The organism is Luteibacter yeojuensis (genome assembly GCF_000964085.1).
In the GTDB taxonomy this organism is placed as follows: Bacteria; Pseudomonadota; Gammaproteobacteria; order Xanthomonadales; family Rhodanobacteraceae; genus Luteibacter; species Luteibacter yeojuensis_A.
In genome coordinates, this window is record NZ_JZRB01000001.1 from 16,395 (window position 1) to 35,919 (window position 19,525).

At 67.1% G+C, this 19,525-nt stretch carries 14 protein-coding genes and 1 riboswitch; of the genes, 7 read left to right on the plus strand and 7 right to left on the minus strand.

Annotated elements, in window-relative coordinates; translation table 11 throughout:
• Window positions 1–36 precede the first annotated feature (36 nt).
• Window positions 37–735, minus strand: coding sequence for a hypothetical protein (locus VI08_RS00075; protein WP_045827497.1), 699 nt, complete (start codon window positions 733–735; stop codon window positions 37–39).
• Between the two features lie 381 nt (window positions 736–1,116).
• Here VI08_RS00075 and VI08_RS00080 point away from each other — a divergent pair, with 381 nt between their 5' ends.
• Window positions 1,117–2,094 (plus strand): aldo/keto reductase, encoded by a 978-nt coding sequence (locus tag VI08_RS00080; RefSeq protein ID WP_045827498.1) that lies wholly within the window; start codon window positions 1,117–1,119, stop codon window positions 2,092–2,094.
• Window positions 2,095–2,191: 97 nt separating this feature from the next.
• Here VI08_RS00080 and VI08_RS00085 read toward each other — a convergent pair whose 3' ends face one another.
• Window positions 2,192–3,454 (minus strand): glycosyltransferase, encoded by a 1,263-nt coding sequence (locus tag VI08_RS00085; RefSeq protein ID WP_198148797.1) that lies wholly within the window; start codon window positions 3,452–3,454, stop codon window positions 2,192–2,194.
• Between the two features lie 42 nt (window positions 3,455–3,496).
• Window positions 3,497–3,712: riboswitch (cobalamin riboswitch) on the plus strand.
• 191 nt (window positions 3,713–3,903) lie between these two features.
• Here VI08_RS00085 and metE point away from each other — a divergent pair.
• From metE to VI08_RS00100, 3 genes are all read left to right on the plus strand, one after another.
• A complete protein-coding gene (gene metE / locus VI08_RS00090; RefSeq protein ID WP_045827500.1) occupies window positions 3,904–6,195 on the plus strand; it encodes a 5-methyltetrahydropteroyltriglutamate--homocysteine S-methyltransferase in 2,292 nt (763 codons plus the stop codon).
• 124 nt (window positions 6,196–6,319) lie between these two features.
• Complete coding sequence (metK, locus tag VI08_RS00095) at window positions 6,320–7,537, plus strand: methionine adenosyltransferase (RefSeq protein WP_045827501.1); 1,218 nt, start codon at window positions 6,320–6,322, stop codon at window positions 7,535–7,537.
• A 191-nt stretch (window positions 7,538–7,728) separates the two neighbouring features.
• The gene (locus tag VI08_RS00100) at window positions 7,729–8,259 is read left to right on the plus strand and encodes a DUF4142 domain-containing protein (protein ID WP_045827502.1); all 531 of its coding nucleotides are present in this window, start codon (window positions 7,729–7,731) and stop codon (window positions 8,257–8,259) included.
• 98 nt (window positions 8,260–8,357) lie between these two features.
• Here VI08_RS00100 and VI08_RS00105 read toward each other — a convergent pair whose 3' ends face one another.
• The 5 genes from VI08_RS00105 to xylA all read right to left on the minus strand — a co-directional run bounded on the left by VI08_RS00105 (window position 8,358) and on the right by xylA (window position 15,068).
• Complete coding sequence (locus VI08_RS00105) at window positions 8,358–9,503, minus strand: sugar ABC transporter permease (RefSeq protein WP_045827503.1); 1,146 nt, start codon at window positions 9,501–9,503, stop codon at window positions 8,358–8,360.
• Window positions 9,504–9,545: 42 nt separating this feature from the next.
• On the minus strand, window positions 9,546–11,093 hold the full coding sequence (locus tag VI08_RS00110; RefSeq protein ID WP_045827504.1) for a xylose ABC transporter ATP-binding protein: 1,548 nt from the start codon (window positions 11,091–11,093) through the stop codon (window positions 9,546–9,548).
• Between the two features lie 98 nt (window positions 11,094–11,191).
• On the minus strand, window positions 11,192–12,205 hold the full coding sequence (gene xylF / locus VI08_RS00115) for a D-xylose ABC transporter substrate-binding protein (protein WP_232309387.1): 1,014 nt from the start codon (window positions 12,203–12,205) through the stop codon (window positions 11,192–11,194).
• Between the two features lie 27 nt (window positions 12,206–12,232).
• Entirely contained in the window at window positions 12,233–13,738 is a 1,506-nt protein-coding gene (gene xylB / locus VI08_RS00120) for a xylulokinase (RefSeq protein WP_343123123.1), read from the minus strand.
• 13 nt (window positions 13,739–13,751) lie between these two features.
• Entirely contained in the window at window positions 13,752–15,068 is a 1,317-nt protein-coding gene (gene xylA, locus VI08_RS00125; RefSeq protein ID WP_045827506.1) for a xylose isomerase, read from the minus strand.
• Window positions 15,069–15,221: 153 nt separating this feature from the next.
• Between xylA and VI08_RS00130 the strand changes: the two genes are divergently transcribed.
• The 3 genes from VI08_RS00130 (at window position 15,222) to VI08_RS00140 (ending at window position 19,444) form a co-directional block, all read left to right on the plus strand.
• On the plus strand, window positions 15,222–16,400 hold the full coding sequence (locus tag VI08_RS00130) for a XylR family transcriptional regulator (protein ID WP_045827507.1): 1,179 nt from the start codon (window positions 15,222–15,224) through the stop codon (window positions 16,398–16,400).
• Entirely contained in the window at window positions 16,400–17,443 is a 1,044-nt protein-coding gene (locus tag VI08_RS00135; RefSeq protein ID WP_045827508.1) for an aldose epimerase family protein, read from the plus strand. The genes VI08_RS00130 and VI08_RS00135 overlap by 1 nt, the downstream gene beginning before the upstream one ends.
• Window positions 17,444–17,563: 120 nt before the next feature.
• Window positions 17,564–19,444: an ATP-binding cassette domain-containing protein gene (locus tag VI08_RS00140; protein ID WP_045827509.1), complete on the plus strand. Its 1,881-nt coding sequence runs from the start codon at window positions 17,564–17,566 to the stop codon at window positions 19,442–19,444.
• Window positions 19,445–19,525: the final 81 nt, after the last annotated feature.

Consider the following 19,525-nt stretch of genomic DNA (forward strand, 5'->3'; position numbering starts at 1 on the left):
GCCTTAAGTAGGGGCTGATTCCCGGCCTTCAAGTGCTCACGGGCGCGGGAGGGGATAGTCGACCCGGATCGTCCTGGTCGAAAGCATCCTGATGACGACGAACTCACCGGGTATGGCGCGCCAGGCTGCATCGCCCGAGCCGGCCGCCGTTCGGAGTGGCTTCCGCATGGCATTCTCAAGGACAACGCGCTCGAGCTCGCCGGCACGGTCCACGGCGTAGTCGCGAAGCATCCCAGTGAACAGAACGGATGCTCCATCCAGCTCGACGTCCAGAGTGAGCCCGACCAGCGACACACCCGAGGGCGAAAGCAGCTTGCCCCACAGGGCGTTGTCGCGCCCACCGCGCAGCAAGGCTGCAATGGAACGAAAAAAGGAGCCGAAAGCCGCCCCTACGGCAGTGAGGGAGCAGAAGTAGGCCGCAATGCGTACCGGATGTTCCGCGACACTACGGATGGCCTCCATGGAGGCGGCCGCACTGCCGCCGCCAACGAGGGACAGGAATGCTTCCGCATTGGGACGCGGCGCCCCAAAGCGGTCGCATAGAAGCGACCACAACCCGTACCAACACGCATTGGCCAACAAGGCAACCGTGATAGCCATGGCCAGGGTGATGGACACATGGCTATCCAAACCGGATTGCCGCGCGTGGATCACATCGCGCTGATGCGTGAACACGAATGCCGCGCCAGGGAGCATGAACACAAGCGCGACAAGCACGGCAAGACTAAGACCCACCCAGGATCTTCCTGATGTAGTGCGTGAAAGCCGTGCCGTGCTCGGGCGGACGCCCGAGCACATAGGTTCTTCCGTTATGGGTAAAAGAATCCCTGCCTTCCTTGATGGCCCTATGCATGGCACGAATTCCGCCATGAGGGCCATCCGGCCCGCTAGCGAAGTGCCTGGCCTCCTCCTCGGAATACGCAGCCCTGAACGATCTGTAGCTCATGGAACCTCCTCTTTCGTGCGCCGATTGTAAGCTCCACCGTACGCGCGGAGGGCCGGCGTCGCTGTAGGCGATTGATGACACGTTGCGTAGGAACTTCCTGAATTCCATACAGGCGGATCGAACCACGAATTATCGTAAGCTTCGCGGATCGTCCCCACGGAGTTCCCCGCATGCGATACGTGAAACTGGGCAGGACCGGTCTCGAGATCTCACCCGTGATCCTGGGCTGCATGACCTACGGGGTGCCTGAGCGCGGCAACCATGCCTGGACGCTTGACGAAGAGCTGAGTCGCCCGTTCCTGCGCAAGGCGCTCGACCTCGGCATCAACACGTTCGACACCGCCAACGCGTATTCCGACGGCACGTCCGAAGAGATCGTCGGGCGCGCATTGAAGGATTTCGCGCGCCGCGACGAGGTGGTCATCGCGACCAAGACGTTCTTCCGCTGGCAGAAAGGACCGAACATGGGGGGCCTGTCGCGCAAGGCCATCTTCCATTCCGTGGATGATTCGCTCGCGCGCCTCGGCACCGACTACATCGACCTGCTACAGATCCACCGGTTCGACGCGGAGACGCCCATCGAGGAAACGCTCGAAGCGTTGCACGACGTGGTAAAAGCGGGCAAGGCGCGCTACATCGGTGCGTCGTCGATGCATGCGTGGCAGTTCGCGAAGATGGTGTACACCTCGCGGCTGCATGGCTGGACGGAATTCACCAGCATGCAGGACCACCACAACCTGATCCAGCGCGAGGAAGAACGCGAGATGATCCCGTTCTGCCAGGACCAGGGCATCGCGGTAATTCCCTGGAGCCCGCTGGCCCGCGGCCGCCTCACGCGCGATTGGGATGAGACCAGCGAGCGCCAGGACAAGGATGTGTTCGGCGGCACGCTTTACAACGCGACCGAGGACGCCGACCGCGCGGTGGTCGCGGCGGTGAAGAAGGTCGCCGAGGCACGCGGCGTGCCGCGTGCGCAGGTGGCGCTGGCATGGGTGGCGCAGCGGCCGGGCATCACCGCGCCGATCGTTGGCGCGTCGAAGCCGCACCACCTCGATGATGCCGTGGCAGCGCTGGAGCTTGGGCTTACCGATGACGAGATGAAGGCGTTGGAAGAAGCCTACGTACCGCACCCCATCGCAGGCTTCTGACGGCCAATCACGCCTGTTGTGGGAGCCAGCTTGCTGGCGATGGGGGCTTGTGCAGGCATATCGCCAGCAAGCTGGCTCCCACAGAAAAAGGCGGTCGTCAAAGCGACGCCTCGATGATATCGGCAGCGGTCTTCGCACCATGTTCCCTGCGAACGGCTTCGCCCAGCGCTTCGGCACGGGCAAGCAACGAGGCATCGCCAAGCATCGCGGTCAGCTTTGCCGCGGCGCCAGCTGCGCGGTAGCGTCGTGCCGGCAGCACGGCGCCCACGCCGAGCCGCGCCACGCGCGCCGCGTTATCGGGCTGGTCGAAGCCATGGGGCACCACCAGCGATGGCTTGCCGGCACGCAGGGCTTCGTGCGTCGTGCCGATGCCACCGTGGTGGACCACGGCACAGGCGCGGGCGAACAGCGCGCCGTGCGGTGCGTAATCGATGGCGAGCACGTCGTCGCCCAGCACGCCGAGGCGCTCGCGCAACGCGGGTGAGCCCGTCAGCAGGATGGCACGCCGGCCCAGCGCCGCGGCAGCGGCCACGCTTTCACGCAGGAAGCGCTCGCCCGCGTGCACCGCGGCCGAGCCAAGGGTGAAGACGATCGGCGGCGTGCCGGCATCCAGCCACCGCGACACACCCGGTGGCAACGCGTCGGCCGATGGCAGGTAACGGCACGGCCCCACCAGCACCGCGTGGGCAGGTGCATCCACGGGCAACGCGCCAAGATGCGGCGAGTACATCGCCAGCACGCCGTCGCGGCCGTGCTGGCCACGGTGGAACGGGTCGCCCGCCGGCCCCACCGGAGGGAGCCCAAGCGTGCGCCGGAAATCGCGGACGGCCGCCGTCCACGGGTGCGTCACCGCCTCCACGAAGCGCACGAGCCAGCCCGCACGCACGGGCGAGCCGCGGAGCCAGCGGTCAAGCCACGCCACGCCCGTCGCAGGCGGATCAAACGGCGAAAGGAACACCGACGGCGACAACACGGCCGAGAACCACTTCACCGGCAGCGTCTCACCCAGGATCTGCCCTGCGAAGGCCAGCGTGGTCGTCACCACCACGTCGGCTTCGCCGCAGAAGGTCTTCAGCGCGTGGTAGCTCGCCGCGACGTCCGCCGCCGCGAGGTCGCGCACGACAAAGCGCGGCCCCTTCCACGGGTGGAAGGCTTTCGCGGCGAACGCGGCCTTGTCGTCTGGCTCGGCGATGCCACTGGCCATGACGAACGCCAGGCCCGCGTCGCGCACGGCGTCGCGGTGGATCGCGTGGGCGCCCACGGTAACGCGATGACCGCGAGCAGCGAGCTCGCGTCCTACCGCCAGGAGCGGGAACAGGTCGCCCTGCGACCCCACTGTCGCGAACACGATATGCGCCATGGCTGCATCCTCGCGCATTTGACTTCGCGGGGCCGTGAGGCTAATTTCACGGCCGCCAGCGGTCTTTATCTCTTTATCCGAATAAAGAGATAAAGCTAAGAGGGAAGCCGGTTCGAATCCGGCGCTGCCCCGCCGCGGTATGTGGAGACGACGCCTGTCACACGCACTGGGCCAAGCCCGGGAAGCGACAGGCAAAGGCGGCACGTTTTGCGTGCCACATCCACGAGCCCGAAGACCTGCCGCCGGCCGGCGCCCGCGCATCGTCATGGATGCGCGGGCGCCGACCGACCTGATGGGCGGCCGCGAGGCGGCCCATCGGTTCGCCCGCGGGGGCGAAGGTCGACGGCCAGCCCGCATGACGCCTGCCGCTTGCCGTGCTCGCCACGGCGGGTGCGGCCGTTGGTGGGCCCCGCCCTTCCCTCCTCTTTCATCCAAAGAGGATCGTTTCCATGCCACATGTGACTTACCTGGGTTTTCCCCGCATCGGCCGGCGCCGTGAACTGAAGCGCGCCCTCGAGGCCTACTGGAAGGGCGATGCCTCGTCCGCCGACCTGCTGGCCACGGCCGCCACGCTGCGCCAGCGCCACTGGCAGCTCACCCGCGACGCGGGTGCCGACAGCGTGCCGGTGAACGACTTCGCCCTCTACGACCATGTGCTCGACGCGGCCGTGGCGGTGGATGCCATCCCCGCCCGCTACCGCGCCCTGCACGATAGCGACCCGCTTGCCGGGTACTTCGCCATGGCGCGTGGCCACCAGGACGCTCGCCACGACCTGCACGCCCTCGAAATGACCAAGTGGTTCGACACGAACTACCACTACATCGTCCCGGAGCTGCATGCGGGCCAGGTCTTCCGCGCGAACCCAGCCAAGGTGGTCGCCGAATACCGCGAGGCGGTGGCGGCGGGCCATCGCGCCCGCCCCGTGCTGCTGGGGCCGGTCACCTTCCTGCTACTGTCGAAAACGGTGGACGGTAGCCATGCGCTGGGCCTGCTCGACGCGCTGCTGCCTGCATGGCTGGGCCTCGTCGATGCGCTCGTCGCCGCAGGGGCCGACTGGATCCAGGTGGACGAGCCCGCGCTGGTGCTGGACCTCGACGCAGGCACCCGCGACGCGTTCCGCCGCACGTACGACACGCTCGCCGCGCATTCCCCCGCGAAGGTGCTGCTGGCCACGTATTTCGGCGGCCTCGAGGGCAACCTCGGGCTTGCCGTGTCGCTTCCCGTGGCGGGCCTGCACGTGGACCTGGCGCGCGCGCCAGGGCAGCTCGACGCGGTGCTCGATGCCTTGCCCTCGGGCCGCGTGCTGTCGGCGGGGCTCGTCGACGGCCGCAACGTGTGGCTGAGCGACCCGGCCACCCTCCTGCCGCGCCTGGAGACCCTGCGCGCACGCGTGGCCGACGAGCGGCTATGGCTGGCGCCCTCGTGCTCGCTGCTGCACGTGCCCGTCGATGCCGCGGAAGAGAAGCAACTGCCGGGCGACATCGCCCATTGGCTCTCGTTCGCGCGGCAGAAGATCGGCGAGCTGCGCCTTTACGCGGATGCCACGCGCGGCGCGCGGGATGCCACCGCCGCGCTCACCCGCCAGCACGAGGTCGTCGCGGCGCGCCTTGCCTCGGCGGACGTGGTGCGGCCCGACGTGCGCGCCCGCGTCCGCGGCCTCACGCCGCAATCCAGCCAGCGCCGCTCGGGCTATGCCCACCGCGCGGCCGTGCAGCGCGAACGCTTCGGCTTGCCTCCGCTACCGACCACCACGATCGGTTCGTTCCCGCAGACCCACGAACTGCGCAGCGCCCGTGCCGCGCACCGCGCCGGCAAGCTCGGCGATGCCGAGTACGACGCGCTGTTGCGCGAAGAGGTGCGCCGGGCCGTGCGCTTCCAGGAAGAGGCCGGCCTCGACGTGCTCGTGCACGGCGAGCCCGAACGCAACGACATGGTCGAGTACTTCGGCGAGCAGCTCGATGGTTACGCGTTCACGAAGAACGGCTGGGTGCAAAGCTACGGCTCGCGCTGCGTCAAGCCGCCGATCATCTATGGCGACGTGGCGCGCCCGGCCGCCATGACCGTGGCATGGACCCGCTACGCCCAGTCGCTCACGCAGCGGCCCATGAAGGGCATGCTCACCGGGCCGGTGACGATGCTGCAGTGGTCGTTCGTGCGCGACGACCTGCCGCGTGCCGAGGTGTGCCGGCAGATCGCCCTGGCCCTGCGCGACGAGGTGCACGACCTGGAGCGCGCCGGCATCGGCATCGTGCAGGTGGACGAGCCGGCCCTTCGCGAAGGCCTGCCGCTGCGCCGCGCCGACTGGCAGGCCTACCTCGACTGGGCCGTGGACGCCTTCCGCATCACCGCGGGCGGCACCAGCGACGCCACGCAGGTGCACACCCACATGTGCTACTCGGAGTTCAACGACATCATCGAGGCCGTGGCCGCCATGGACGCGGATGTCATTTCAATCGAGACCAGCCGCTCGCGGATGGAGCTGCTGGACGCCTTCACCCGGTTCCAGTACCACAACGGCATCGGCCCCGGGGTGTACGACATCCACTCACCACGGGTACCCGCCGAGGCGGAAATGGCCGAGCTGGTCGCCCGCGCGCTCCAGGTGCTGGCGCCGGGGCAGCTGTGGATCAACCCGGATTGCGGGCTGAAGACCCGGGGGTGGAAGGAGGTGGGTGAGGCGCTGAGAGGCATGGTGGCGGTGGCCCGGGCGGCTCGCGCCCGGCTCGCCGAGGCGACTTAACAGCTGAACCACCATGCAATCGTCACCTCCCGGGGGTACCCTTGCCGCTGCAATCGGTCGTCGGTGCGTGTATCATGGCGCGCCCTTTTATCTCTTTATCCGTAAAGAAGGATATATACCCGCGATGAGCAGCTATCTCTTCACCTCCGAGTCGGTCTCCGAAGGCCATCCGGACAAAATCGCCGACCAGATCTCCGACGCCGTCCTCGACGCCATCCTGGCGCAGGATCCCCGCGCTCGCGTGGCCTGCGAAACGCTGGTGAAGACCGGCGTGGCCATCGTCGCGGGCGAGATCACCACCAGCGCGTGGATCGACCTCGAGGCCCTCACCCGCAAGGTGATCCTCGATATCGGCTACAACTCGTCCGATGTCGGCTTCGACGGCGCCACCTGCGGCGTGCTGAACCTTATCGGCAAGCAGTCGCCCGACATCAACCAGGGCGTCGACCGCAAGAAGCCGGAAGAACAGGGCGCGGGCGACCAGGGCCTGATGTTCGGCTACGCCACCAACGAGACCGCCGAGTTCATGCCGGCCGCCATCCACCTGAGCCACCGTCTGGTGGAACAGCAGGCCAAGGTCCGCAAGAAGAAGAACTCGCCGCTGCCGTGGCTGCGCCCGGATGCGAAGAGCCAGGTCACGCTGCGCTACAACGAGGCCGGCGAAGCCGTCGCCATCGACGCCGTCGTGCTCTCCACCCAGCACGACCCGGGCGTGAAGCAGAAGGACCTGGTCGAAGCCGTGCGTGAGCACATCCTCAAGCCGGTGCTGCCGACCAAGCTCCTGCACAAGGACACCAAGTTCCACATCAACCCGACGGGCAAGTTCGTCATCGGTGGCCCGGTGGGCGATTGCGGCCTCACCGGCCGCAAGATCATCGTCGACACCTACGGCGGCTGGGCCCGCCACGGTGGTGGCGCGTTCTCGGGCAAGGATCCGTCGAAGGTCGACCGCTCGGCCGCCTACGCCGCGCGCTACGTGGCCAAGAACATCGTCGCCGCCGGCCTGGCCGACCGCTGCGAGATCCAGGTCAGCTACGCCATCGGCGTGGCCGAGCCCACCTCCATCTCGGTCACCACGTTCGGCACCGGCAAGATCCCGGACGACAAGATCGAGAAGCTGGTCCGTAAGCACTTCGACCTGCGCCCGTACGGCATCCTGCAGATGCTCGACCTGGTGCACCCGATCTACCAGCCGACGGCCTCGTACGGCCACTTCGGCCGCAAGCCGTACGAAGTGAAGGGCGCCGATGGCAGCACCTACACCGCGTTCTCGTGGGAAAAGACCGACCGCGCCGAGCTGCTCCGCGACGCCGCCGGCCTGGGCGGCAAGCCCCGCAAATAAGCCATGTAGGAGCGCGCTTGCGCGCGATGGGGGGTCGCCGCAGACCGCATCGCGCGCAAGCGCGCTCCCACAGGCAGGCAAAAAAACGGGCGCCCTTTGGGGCGCCCGTTTTGTTTGCCTACCCGCCAGGGTCACGGCGGTTTCATCGACGGGATGCGACACCAGAGGCCGCCCCATACGGAGACAACGCCATGGCATTCCGCCTCCCCCGCCTTCTGCTCGCAGCCAGCCTCGCCGCTACCCTGCCCCTCACCGCGTTCGCCCAGGCGCAGGAGAAAGACAGCCAGGGCGGCACGCCTACCGATGCCGCGTTCTACCAGAACGCCACCGCCGCCAACATCAGCGAGGTGCAGCTCAGCCAGCTCGCGCTGAAGCAGGCCTCGTCCGCCAAGGTGAAGCAGTTCGCGCAAAAGATGGTGGACGACCACACCAAGGCCAACGAAACGCTGGAGGGCCTGCGTAACGGCGACAAGGGGTATTCCACCGCCACCGAGCCGACGCCGGATGCCAGCAAGGACATGGACGCCCTGAAGCTGCTCAACGGGAAGGAGTTCGATCGCCAGTACGCCAAGACGATGGTGGCTGGCCATGAGAAGGCCGTGGCCATGTTCGAGGTCGAAGCCGAGAAAGGCTCGAACCCGGCGATGAAGGATTTCGCTAACAAGACGCTGCCGACAATCAGGCAGCATCTGAAAATGGCCAAGGCGCTGCCGACCAAATAAAGAAACCATGGCAACTTAAAGAACTGTGGGAGCGCGCTTGCGCGCGATGGGGGTTGCCGTAAGGCCCATCGCGCGCAAGCGCGCTCCCACAATTTTGATCATGCGTTGCGGTTTGAGCCCGAGAGCACGTCGACCCACACGGCCAGCACGAGGATCACGCCCTTGATGATCATCTGCCACGAGTTGTCGACGTCCATGAGCTGCATGCCGCTGTCGAGGCTGGCCATGACCAGCGCACCGATGAGCGCGCCGTAGACCGTGCCCGAGCCGCCACGCATCGAGGTGCCGCCGATGAAGCAGGCCGAGATGGCATCGAGCTCGCCGCCGGTACCGGCCGAGGGGGAACCGGAGCCCGTGCGGGCCACCGTGATGATGCCGGCGAAGGCGCACATGAGGCCCATGAGCGCGAACACCACCAGCTTCACGCGGCCCACGTTCACGCCGGAGAGGCGCGTCGCCTCCATGTTGCCGCCTACCGCGTAGATGTGCCGGCCGAAGACGGTCTGCGTCGAGACATAGGTGAACACGGCCAGCAGCGCCAGCAGGATCATCACCGGGATGGGGATGCCGTTGGCGTCATTGAGCATGCGGATGAAGCCGAAGATCACCGCGCCGATGATGACGAGGCGGGCCACGTCCATCCACAGAGCCACCTGCTGCAGCCCCAGCCTGGCGCGGCGCATGCGGCGGCGGGCGGTGAGGCCGACCATGACCAGGAAGATGATGCCGCCGATCCAGCGCGATAGCGCCACGGGAACGAAGCCCTGGCCGAGCTGGACAAGGTCGTCGGGCGCCGGCGCGATGGTGGCGCTGCCGGTGATGTAGAGCACGATGCCACGGAACGCGAGCATGCCGCCCAGGCCCACGATGAACGAAGGCACGCGCATCTTCGTGACGACGAAGCCGTTGAACGCACCGATCAGCAGGCCAAGCAGCAGCACGGCGCCGATGGACGGCCACGTGCCCCAGCCCAGGTTCACCGTGAGGATGGCGGCGACGCCGCCCAGCAACCCGAGCTGCGAGCCGATCGACAGGTCGATCTCGCCCGCGATGATGATGAACACCATGCCGCACGCGAGCATGCCGGTGATGGCCATCTGGCGGAACAGGTTGGAAAGGTTGTTCGGCGTGATGAAGGCCTGGTCGGTCTTCACGTGGAAGAAGACCCAGATGAGGGCGACCGCGATAAGCAGCGCCAGGATCTTGTAGCGGACGAAGAGTTGCTGGATTTTCTGGCCTTGCATCGACGGGTTTCCGTGGTGGCGCGTGGAAAAGCGGTAAGGGGGTCAGGCCGCGTGCGCGGGGCCCTCGGCGGCGTGCGAGATGGCCGCCGCGAGCACCTGCTCCTGGGTGAGGCCGGCGTTCTTGAAATCGCCGCGCAGCCTGCCCTCGCCCACGACGAGGACGCGGTCGCTGACGCCCAGCACCTCGGGCATCTCGGACGAGACCATGATGATGGCCACGCCCTTGGCGGCCAGGTCGAACATCAGCTTGTAGATGTCGTACTTGGAGCCAACATCGACGCCGCGGGTGGGCTCGTCGAGGATCAGCACCTTCGGCTGCGGCAGCAGCATCTTGGTCAGCACGGCCTTCTGCTGGTTGCCGCCCGAGAGCCCCTGGATGGCGAGTTCGGGGCTGGCCGTCTTCACGCGCAGCCGTTTGATCTCGGCATCCACCACCTGCATCTCGGCCTGGCGATCGATCTGGCCCGCGTGCGCGTAGTGCGAGAGCGTGGCCAGGGTGATGTTGTCGCCCACGCCCAGCAACGGCACGATGCCCTGGCGCTTGCGGTCCTCCGGCACCAGCGAAAGCCCCGCCTTGATCGCCTGCTCGGGGTTCTTCACCCTGATGGGCCTGCCTTCGAGGAAAAGCTGCGCCTCGCTGCGCCCCGGGTAGGCACCGAAGATGGCCGACACCAGCTCGGTGCGGCCGGCGCCCACGAGCCCGGCGATGCCGAGGATCTCGCCGCGGCGCACCTGGAACGAGATGTCGTCCACGCGCTTGCGGTTGGGGTTGGCGACATCCCAGCAGGTGACGTGCTTCGCCTCGAAGATGACCTCGCCGATCTCGTGCTCCACCTTGGGGAACTGGTTTTCGATATCGCGCCCCACCATGGCGGTGATGATGGTGTGCGTGGTCATCTCGCCCATCGGCCTGGTGACGATGTGCTTGCCGTCGCGGATGACCGTGACCGTATCGCAGACACGGGCCACTTCATCGAGCTTGTGCGAGATGTACACGCACGCCACGCCGTCGCGCTTGAGCTCCTCGATGATGGAGAGCAGCGTGTCGGTTTCCGCGGAGGTCAGCGACGACGAGGGCTCGTCGAGGATGAGCAGGCGGGCGTTCTTGACGAGCGCCTTGGCGATCTCGAACAGCTGCTGGTAGCCGCCACCGTAGTTCATGACCGGCGCGGCCACGTTCACGTCCTTGAGGTGCAGGCGGGCCAGCAGGGCTTCCGCCTTCGCATACATGGCGTCGTAATCCATGACGCCGCCGAATTTCGTGATCTCGTTGCCGAGGAAGATGTTCTCGGCCACGGAAAGCTGCGGCACCAGCATCAGTTCCTGGTGGATGATGACGATGCCGGCGTCTTCGCTGTCGCGTACCGAATGCGCCTTCAGCGGCTTGCCGTCGAAGGTGATCTCGCCTTGCCACGTACCGTAGGGGTACACGCCGGAAAGCACCTTCATGAGCGTGGACTTGCCGGCGCCGTTCTCGCCGCACAGGCCCACGCATTCACCCGGCCGCACGGCCAGGTTGATGCCATTGAGCGCGCGCACGCCGGAAAATTCCTTGACGATATCGCGCATCTCGAACAGGTATTCGCTCACCGCGTGGACCTTTCATCGGACTGTTGAGACTGTGGCCATGTGGGAGCGCGCTTGCGCGCGATCGCGCGCAAGCGCGCTCCCACCTTAAGCGCACCGCGTCAGTTGCCCACCTGCGCCTGGGTGTAGAAGCCATCCTTCACCACCAGGTCGACGTTCTGCTTGGTGAGCAGGGTGGGCGTGAGGAGGATGGTGTCGACATCCTTGGTGCCATTGTTCATCTTCGAAGTGAACTTCGGCGTCTCGCCCTTGGCGAACTGCACGGCGAGCTCCGCGGCGTCGGTGGCGATGGTCTTGATCGGCTTGTACACCGTCATGGTCTGCGTGCCGGCCTTGATGCGCTTCACGCCCGCCAGGTCGGCATCCTGGCCCGAGACCGCCACCTTGCCGGCCAGCTTCTGGCCGTTGAGGGCGGCGACGGCGCCACCGGCCGTGCCATCGTTGGATGCCACGATGCCCTGGATGTTGTTCTTGTTGGCGGTGAGCGCGTTCTCGATGATCGACTGCGCCTTCGAGGCCAGCCACTCGTCGGTCCACTGCTGGCCGACGATCTTGACCGCGCCGCTCTTCACCAGCGGGTCGAGGATCTTCATCTGGCCCTGGCGCAGGATCTTGGCGTTGTTGTCGGTAGGCGCGCCGCCGAGCAGAAAGTAATTGCCCTTGCCGCCGGTGGCGTCGACCACGCCCTTGGCCTGCATCTCGCCCACCTTCTCGTTATCGAACGAGATATAGGCGTCGACATCGGCGTTGAGGATGAGGCGATCGTACGAGATGACCCTGATGCCGGCTTTCTTCGCCTCCGCCACCACGGTGGTAAGCGTCTTCGCGTTGAACGGCACGATGACGATGACATCGACCTTGCGCGAGATGAGGTTTTCGATCTGCTGGATTTGCTTCTGCTCGTTGGCGTCGGCGGACTGCACCGACACCGTCGCGCCCTTGGCCTCGGCCGCGGCCTTGAAGTAATCGCGGTCGCGCGTCCAGCGCTCGACGCGGAGGTCGTCGATGGAGAAGCCGATGACGGGCTTTTCCTTGCTCGCGTGCGCCTGCGGCGCGAAGACGCCGGCGGCGACCATGGACATGGCCAACAACGTGTGTAGGGCCTTCTGCTTCATGCTGTTCTCCATCGTATGGAATCGCCCTCAGGACGGGCGGAAAGCGTCGCCTCGGGCGGCGTCGGTATACAGTGGCTTGAGCTGTTCGTAAGCACGGCGGAACAAAGGGTGGCGCGTTTGCAGGAAATAAGCATGACGCGCTGCATCGGGCTCACGTACGGCAGTGACGGCGGGCATGGGGCACACCTCGTCGAGCGAAGCCGTGGGTTCCACCGCCAGGCGGGCCAGGCGCGCGGCGCCCAGGGCGGGCCCCACCTCGCCGCCGGCGCGCAGCACAAGCCGCTTGCCGAGGATGTCGGCAAGCATCTGTGTCCAGTACGCGCTGCGCGAGCCACCGCCGATCACGGTGATCTCGTCGGCGACCACGCCCGTGCCCTCGACCGCGAGCAGGCCATCGAGCAGGCCAAGGCCCACGCCCTCGAGCGTGGCGTTGGCCAGGTCGGCGCGCGTGGTGTCGGGGCCCAGGTGGGTGAACGAGCCGCGGGCATGCGGATCGTTGTGCGGCGTGCGCTCACCGGTGAGGTAGGGAAGGAACAAGGGACCACCCTCGCGCAGCCCGGCCTCTTCGGCATCGGCCAGCAGCGTGGCGACATCATCGTAGCCGGTAAGGCGTGCCGTGAAATCCAGGCAGCTGGCGGCGTTCAACATCACCGACATGAGGTGCCAGGTGCCCGGCAAGGCATGGCAGAAACTGTGCACGGCCGTCTCGGGGCTGGCTTTGAAACCATCGGAGACGGCGAAGTACACGCCCGACGTGCCCAGCGACAGCATGGCGTGGCCCGCGCGCACGATGCCCACGCCCACGGCACCTGCGGCATTGTCGCCCCCGCCCGCGGCGACGGGCACGGTATCCATGCCCCAACGCCGCGCCAGTTCGCCACTCAACCGGCCCGCCGGCTGGCTGCCCTCGAATACCTCGGGCATGTGCGCGCGCGTGAGGCCGGTGGCCGCCAGCATGGCGTCGCTCCACGCACGCTTGCGGACATCGAGCCACAGCGTGCCGGCCGCGTCGGAGGCGTCGGTCATGAATGCGCCGGTGAGGCGGAAGCGGAGGTAATCCTTCGGCAGCAGCACTTTCGCGATGCGGGCGAACACGTCGGGCTCGTGCCGGCGCACCCAGGCGAGCTTCGGCGCCGTGAAGCCCGGCATGGCCAGGTTGCCCGTGACCTCGCGGAAGCCGGGCACCTTTTCCAGCTCGGCGCATTCCACGTCGGAGCGGCCGTCGTTCCACAGGATGGCCGGGCGCAAAACCTGGTCGGCGTCATCGAGCAGCGTGGCGCCATGCATCTGCCCCGAAAGGCCGATGGCGGCGACGCGGCGTGCCTCCTGCCCCTGCAGCACCTGCGCCACCGCGGCTTCGGTCGCGGCCCACCACGCCGCGGGATCCTGCTCCGACCAGCGCGGCCGTGGGTGCTGCACGGTGAGCGGGCTCGACGCGCTGGCACGCACCTCGCCCCGTGCGTCGATAAGCACGGCCTTGACCGAGGACGTGCCCAGGTCGATGCCGAGGTACAAACGTGCCGAAGCGTCCATGTCAGGTTCCATATCACCCATAGATATAGCGGTTGACGATGTTTTCGAGCAACTCCTGCTGGCCCGAGGCGTGCCGCGGCTGCAGGCCACGCGCGATAGCCTCGTCGGATAGCGAAGCCAGCGTGAAGCCACCGTCCATGACCTTCGCACCAAACTCGGCATCCCAGCCCGCGTAGCGCCGCGCCTTCATCTCGGCCAGCGTATCGTTCTCCAGCATCTTCACCGCGCGCTCGAGGCCCAGTGCCAGCGTATCGATGGCGCCGATGTGGCCGTGGAACAGATCGGCCGCGTCGTGGCTCTGCCGGCGCACCTTGGTGTCGAAGTTGAACCCACCCGTGGTGAAACCGCCAGCCTTGAGGATCTCGTAAGTGACCAGGGTCATTTCCTCGACGCTGTTGGGGAACTGGTCGGTATCCCAGCCATTCTGCGGATCGCCGCGGTTGGCATCGATGGAGCCGAAAAGGCCCAGTGCGATGGACGTGGCGACCTCGTGCTGGAACGAATGGCCGGCCAGCGTGGCGTGGTTGGCCTCGAGGTTGGTCTTTACCTCGTTCTCCAGCCCGAAATCCTTGAGGAAGCCATACACCGTGGCGGTGTCGTAATCATACTGGTGCTTGGTGGGCTCTTGCGGCTTGGGCTCGATGAGGATGGTGCCCTTGAAGCCGAGCTTGTGCTTGTGTTCCACCACCATCTGGAAGAAGCGGCCCAACTGCCGGCGCTCGCGCTTCAGGTCGGTGTTGAGCAGCGTGTCGTAGCCTTCGCGGCCGCCCCACAGCACGTAGTTGGCACCGCCCAGGCGGTGCGTGGCCTCCATGGCGTGCCGCACCTGCGTGGCCGCGTACGCGAACACCTCGGGCTGCGGGTTGGTCGCGGCGCCTGCCGCGTAGCGCGGGTGGCTGAACACGTTGGCGGTGCCCCAGAGCAGCTTCATGCCGGTCTCGGCCTGCTTGCGTTCGAGCACATCGACCATGGCGCCGAAATTGGTGCGATAGTCGGCGAGGCTGTTGCCCTCGGGGGCCACGTCGGTGTCGTGGAAGGTGTAGAACGGCACGCCCAGGCGGGTGAAGAAATCGAATGCCGCATCGGCTTTCTCGCGGGCCTTCGCCATCGGCTCCCCCGCCTGCTGCCACGGCCGCTCGAACGTGCCCGCGCCGAACACATCCGAACCCGGCCAGACGAACGTGTGCCAGTAACACACCGCCAGGCGAAGGTGCTCGGCCATGGTCTTGCCCAGCAGCGTGCGGCTGGCGTCGTAATGGTGGAATGCCAGCGGGTTGTCGGATCCCGGGCCTTCGTAGGCGATCTTCGGGATGCTCGAGAAATACGACATAACGATTCCTTGACGAACGTGGGGACGAATCCCAACGATGCTCACCAGCGGGGGCACGCGGTGCAATTGCGATTTCAGGCGCCCCTCCTGCCCTTTTTCCTGCCGCGACGCGTCATGGCCTAAACCGCCGTTCCCTGCTAGTTTCCCTGGTCCATGGCACCGCATCGCATCGCACTGCTGTTCAATGCCAACAAGGTCTATGACCGCCAGGTCATCGCGGGCATTGGGCAATACCTCAACAGTACCCGCGTGGAATGGGATCTCTTCCTCGAGGAGGATTTCCGCAGCCGCATGCGTGACATCCACCTTTTCCGGGGCGACGGCGTCATCGCCGACTTCGACGACCCCGAAACCGAGGCGGCGCTGCGCGAGCTAAGCATCCCGGTCGTGGCGGTTGGTGGCTCGTACCACGATGCCACGCGCTACCCGGCCGCCGTGCCCTACATCGCCACCGATAACGCGAAGCTGGTGCGGCTTGCCTACGACCACCTGATCGAGCAGGGCCTGGCGCGCTTCGCGCTGTACAGCATCCCCGAGCTGCCGGGCAGCCGCTGGGCGCAGGAGCGCGAGCACGCGTTCCGCGGCATCGTGGCGGCGGAGAAGGTCGAAGGCCTGGTCTACCAGGGTTCGCCCACCACCGCCGGCGGCTGGGGCGAGGCGGTGGAGCACCTCGTCGCCTGGCTGGCCGGCCTGCCCAAGCCCATCGGCCTCATCGCGGTCACCGATGCCCGCGCACGCCAGTTGCTGCAGGCCTGCGTCATCGGTGGCATCGCCGTGCCGGAACAGGTGGCCATCGTCGGCATCGACAACGACCCCATGGCGCAGTTGCTGAACCGCATCCCGCTCACCTCGGTGATCCAGGGGGCGGAGGAAATGGGCCGCACGGCCGCGCACGTGCTCCACCAGATGCTGCGCGGCATGGATTGCGCCAGCACGCGCATCGTCGTGCCGCCCGTGGGCATCAACGTGCAGGTGTCGAGCAAGTTCCAGCCGCTGCGCAGCCCGCACGTGATGCGCGCCAGCCATTACATCCGCCAGTACGGCTGCCTGGGGATCAAGACCGAGCAGGTGGCCGATTACGTCGGCGTCTCGCGCACCGTGCTCGAGGAACACTTCAAGCGCGAACTGAAGCAGACCGTGCACCAGGCCATCCTGAAGCACAAGCTCGACACGGCCTGCGAACTCATCCTCGGCGGCGAAGCCACGCTGGCGGATATCGCCGTGCGCTGCGGCTTCACGTCGCTGCCTTACCTCTACGCGGTGTTCCGCCGCGAGTACGACTGCACGCCGCGCCAATACCTCGAACGCCACCGCGCCACCACGGCTTCCTGATGCCCATCTCCGAACCCACCGCCTGGGGCCAGCTGCCCGACGGCCGCCCCCTCCACCGCTGGACCCTGCGCAACGCCGCCGGTGCCCGCGTCGACATCACCGACCTGGGGGGCACCCTGCTCTCGTGGCAGGCGCCCGACCGCCAGGGGAGCGTGGGCGACGTGCTGCTGGGCCACGCCGATGCCGCGGCGTACCTCGCCGCCACCGCGTACATGGGCGGCATCGTCGGGCGCTGGGCCAACCGCATCCGCGGGGGGCGCTTCCAGCTCGACGGCATCGGGCACAAAGTGGACCGCAACGACGGCGACAACCACCTGCATGGCGGCCACGAGGGTTTCCACCACCGCCGGTGGGACGTGGAGCGCGACGGCGAGGCGCTGCTGCTTCGCCTGGCCTCACCGGAGGGCGACGGCGGTTTCCCTGGCGACGTGCGCGTGCAGCTGCGCGTGGCCCTGGGAGACGACGGCACCCTGGCGCTTGCCTATGAGGCCACCGCGGATGCGCCCACGCCACTGAACCTCACCGCGCACCCGTACTTCAACCTCAACGACCGCCGCGACGATATCCGCGACCACGTCATCCGCATCGACGCCGACGAATTCCTTGCCACCGATGCCACGGCCATCCCAACGGGCCGCCAGCATGTCTCCGGCACCGCCTTCGATTTCCGCGAGCCCGCGCCCATCGGCTCGCGGCTGTACTGGCCCGATCCACAACTGCGCGTGGCCGGTGGCTTCGACCACTGCTACGTGCCGCGCGGGGCGGTCGGCGCGGCGCCACGCGTCGTCGCCGTCGTGGCCGAGCCCTCGAGCGGCCGGCGGCTCACCGTGGAAACCGACCGGCCCGGCCTGCAGTTCTACAGCGGCCAGAAGCTGGCCGGGCAGCTCGATCGCCAGGGGCACCCCTATGGCGCCTTCGCGGGGTTCGCGCTCGAGGCGCAGGCGTTCCCGGACGTGGTGAACACCGATGACGCCGAACTGGGCATCCTGCGGCCAGGCGAGGTGTACCGCCAGCTGACCCGATACCGCCTCGACACGCTCTAGCACCCCTGCCCCTTGTGGGAGCGCGCTTGCGCGCGATCGCGCGCAAGCGCGCTCCCACACAACATGCTCCCACACAACATAAAGGGCGCCGGAACGGCCAAACCCGGGTAAAATGCCCGGATGTCCCTTATCCAGATCCTTGGCCTCGACTACAGCGTCGGCGGGCCCCTCTTGCTTGAACAGGTCGATCTTTCGCTCGACCTGGGCGAGCGCGTCTGCATCGTCGGCCGCAACGGCGCTGGCAAGTCCACGCTGATGAAGCTCATCGCGGGCGAACTGAAGGGCGACGATGGCGAAATCCGGCTGCAGGGCGGCACGCGCGTGGCGCGGCTCACCCAGGAGGTGCCGCAGGACACCGCCGGCACCGTGTTCGATGTCGTGGCCGAGGGCCTGGGCGAGCTGGGCCACCTGCTGGCCCGCTACCACCACCTGCTCGACGAGGGCGACATGGATGCCCTGGGCGATGTCCAGGCGCAGATCGAAGCGCACAACGCGTGGGATCTCGATGCGCGCGTCGAGAACGTCATCGAACGGCTGGAACTGCCCGGCCATACCGATTTCGCCGACCTCTCCGGCGGCATGAAGCGCCGCGTGCTGCTGGGCCAGGCGCTGGTGCGCGACCCCAACCTGCTGCTGCTCGACGAGCCCACCAACCACCTCGATATCGAGGCCATCGCGTGGCTCGAGGGCTTCCTCAAGAGCTTCGCCGGCGCCATCGTGTTCATCACCCACGACCGCAGCTTCCTGCGCTCGCTGGCCACGCGCATCGTCGAGATCGATCGCGGCCAGGTCACCAGCTGGCCCGGCGATTACGACAACTACCTGCGCCGGCGCGAGGAGCGCCTGCACGCCGAGGCCCAGGCCAACGCGCATTTCGACCGCAAGCTGGCGCAGGAAGAAGTGTGGATCCGCCAGGGCATCAAGGCCCGCCGCACGCGCAACGAAGGCCGCGTGCGCGCGCTCAAGGCCATGCGCAACGAGCGCTCGCAGCGCCGCGAGGGCCAGGGCAACGCGAAGATGACCATGGCCAACGCGCAGGCGTCCGGCCGCAAGGTGGTCGACGTGAAGGGCGTGACCCAGGCCTACGACGGCCGCACGCTCATCCACGATTTCTCGACCACCATCATGCGCGGCGATCGCGTGGGCATCATGGGCCCCAATGGCGCGGGCAAGTCCACGCTGCTGAAGATCATGCTGGGCCAGCTTGCCCCGCAGCAGGGCACCGTGGTGCTCGGCACGGGGCTGGAAACCGCTTACTTCGACCAGCACCGCATCGCGCTGGACGACCGGATGAACGCGCTCGACAACGTGGCCGAGGGCCGCGAATACATCGAGCTCAACGGCCAGCGCAAGCACATCATCGGCTACCTGCAGGATTTCCTGTTCTCGCCCGAGCGCGCCCGCGCGCCCATCACCCGCCTCTCCGGCGGCGAGCGCAACCGCCTGCTGCTGGCCAAGCTGTTCGCGCAGCCGTCGAACCTGCTGGTGATGGACGAACCCACCAACGACCTCGACGTGGAAACACTCGAGCTGCTCGAAGAACTGCTGGGCGAATACACCGGCACGCTGCTGCTCGTGTCGCACGACCGCGACTTCATCGACAACGTGGTCACCAGCACGCTGGTGCTCGAAGGCGGCGGCGAGATCGGCGAATACATCGGCGGCTACAGCGACTGGCTGCGCCAGAAGCCGATCGTCGCCGCGGCCAAGGCGGCGGCGAAGGCCAGCGCGGCACCCGCGCCCGCACCCACGCCCGCGGTGGCACCAACCGCCGCGCCGGCCAGGAAGAAGCTCTCGTTCAAGGACCAGCGCGAACTCGAACTGCTGCCGGCGAAGCTCGAGCAGCTCGAGACCGAGATCGCGAAGCGCACCGAGGCCATGAACGACCCGAAGTACTACCAGCAGGATGCCGCCGCCATCACCCGCGGCAACGACGAGCTGGCGAAACTGCAGGCCGAACTCGACGCCGCGTTCGCGCGGTGGGAAGAACTCGAAGGTTGAAGTAAAGAGCCTCGTCCCCTGTAGGAGCCCGCTTGCGGGCGACAGCTTTCGCGATGGCGGAACAGGGCCTGTGGCCGTTTC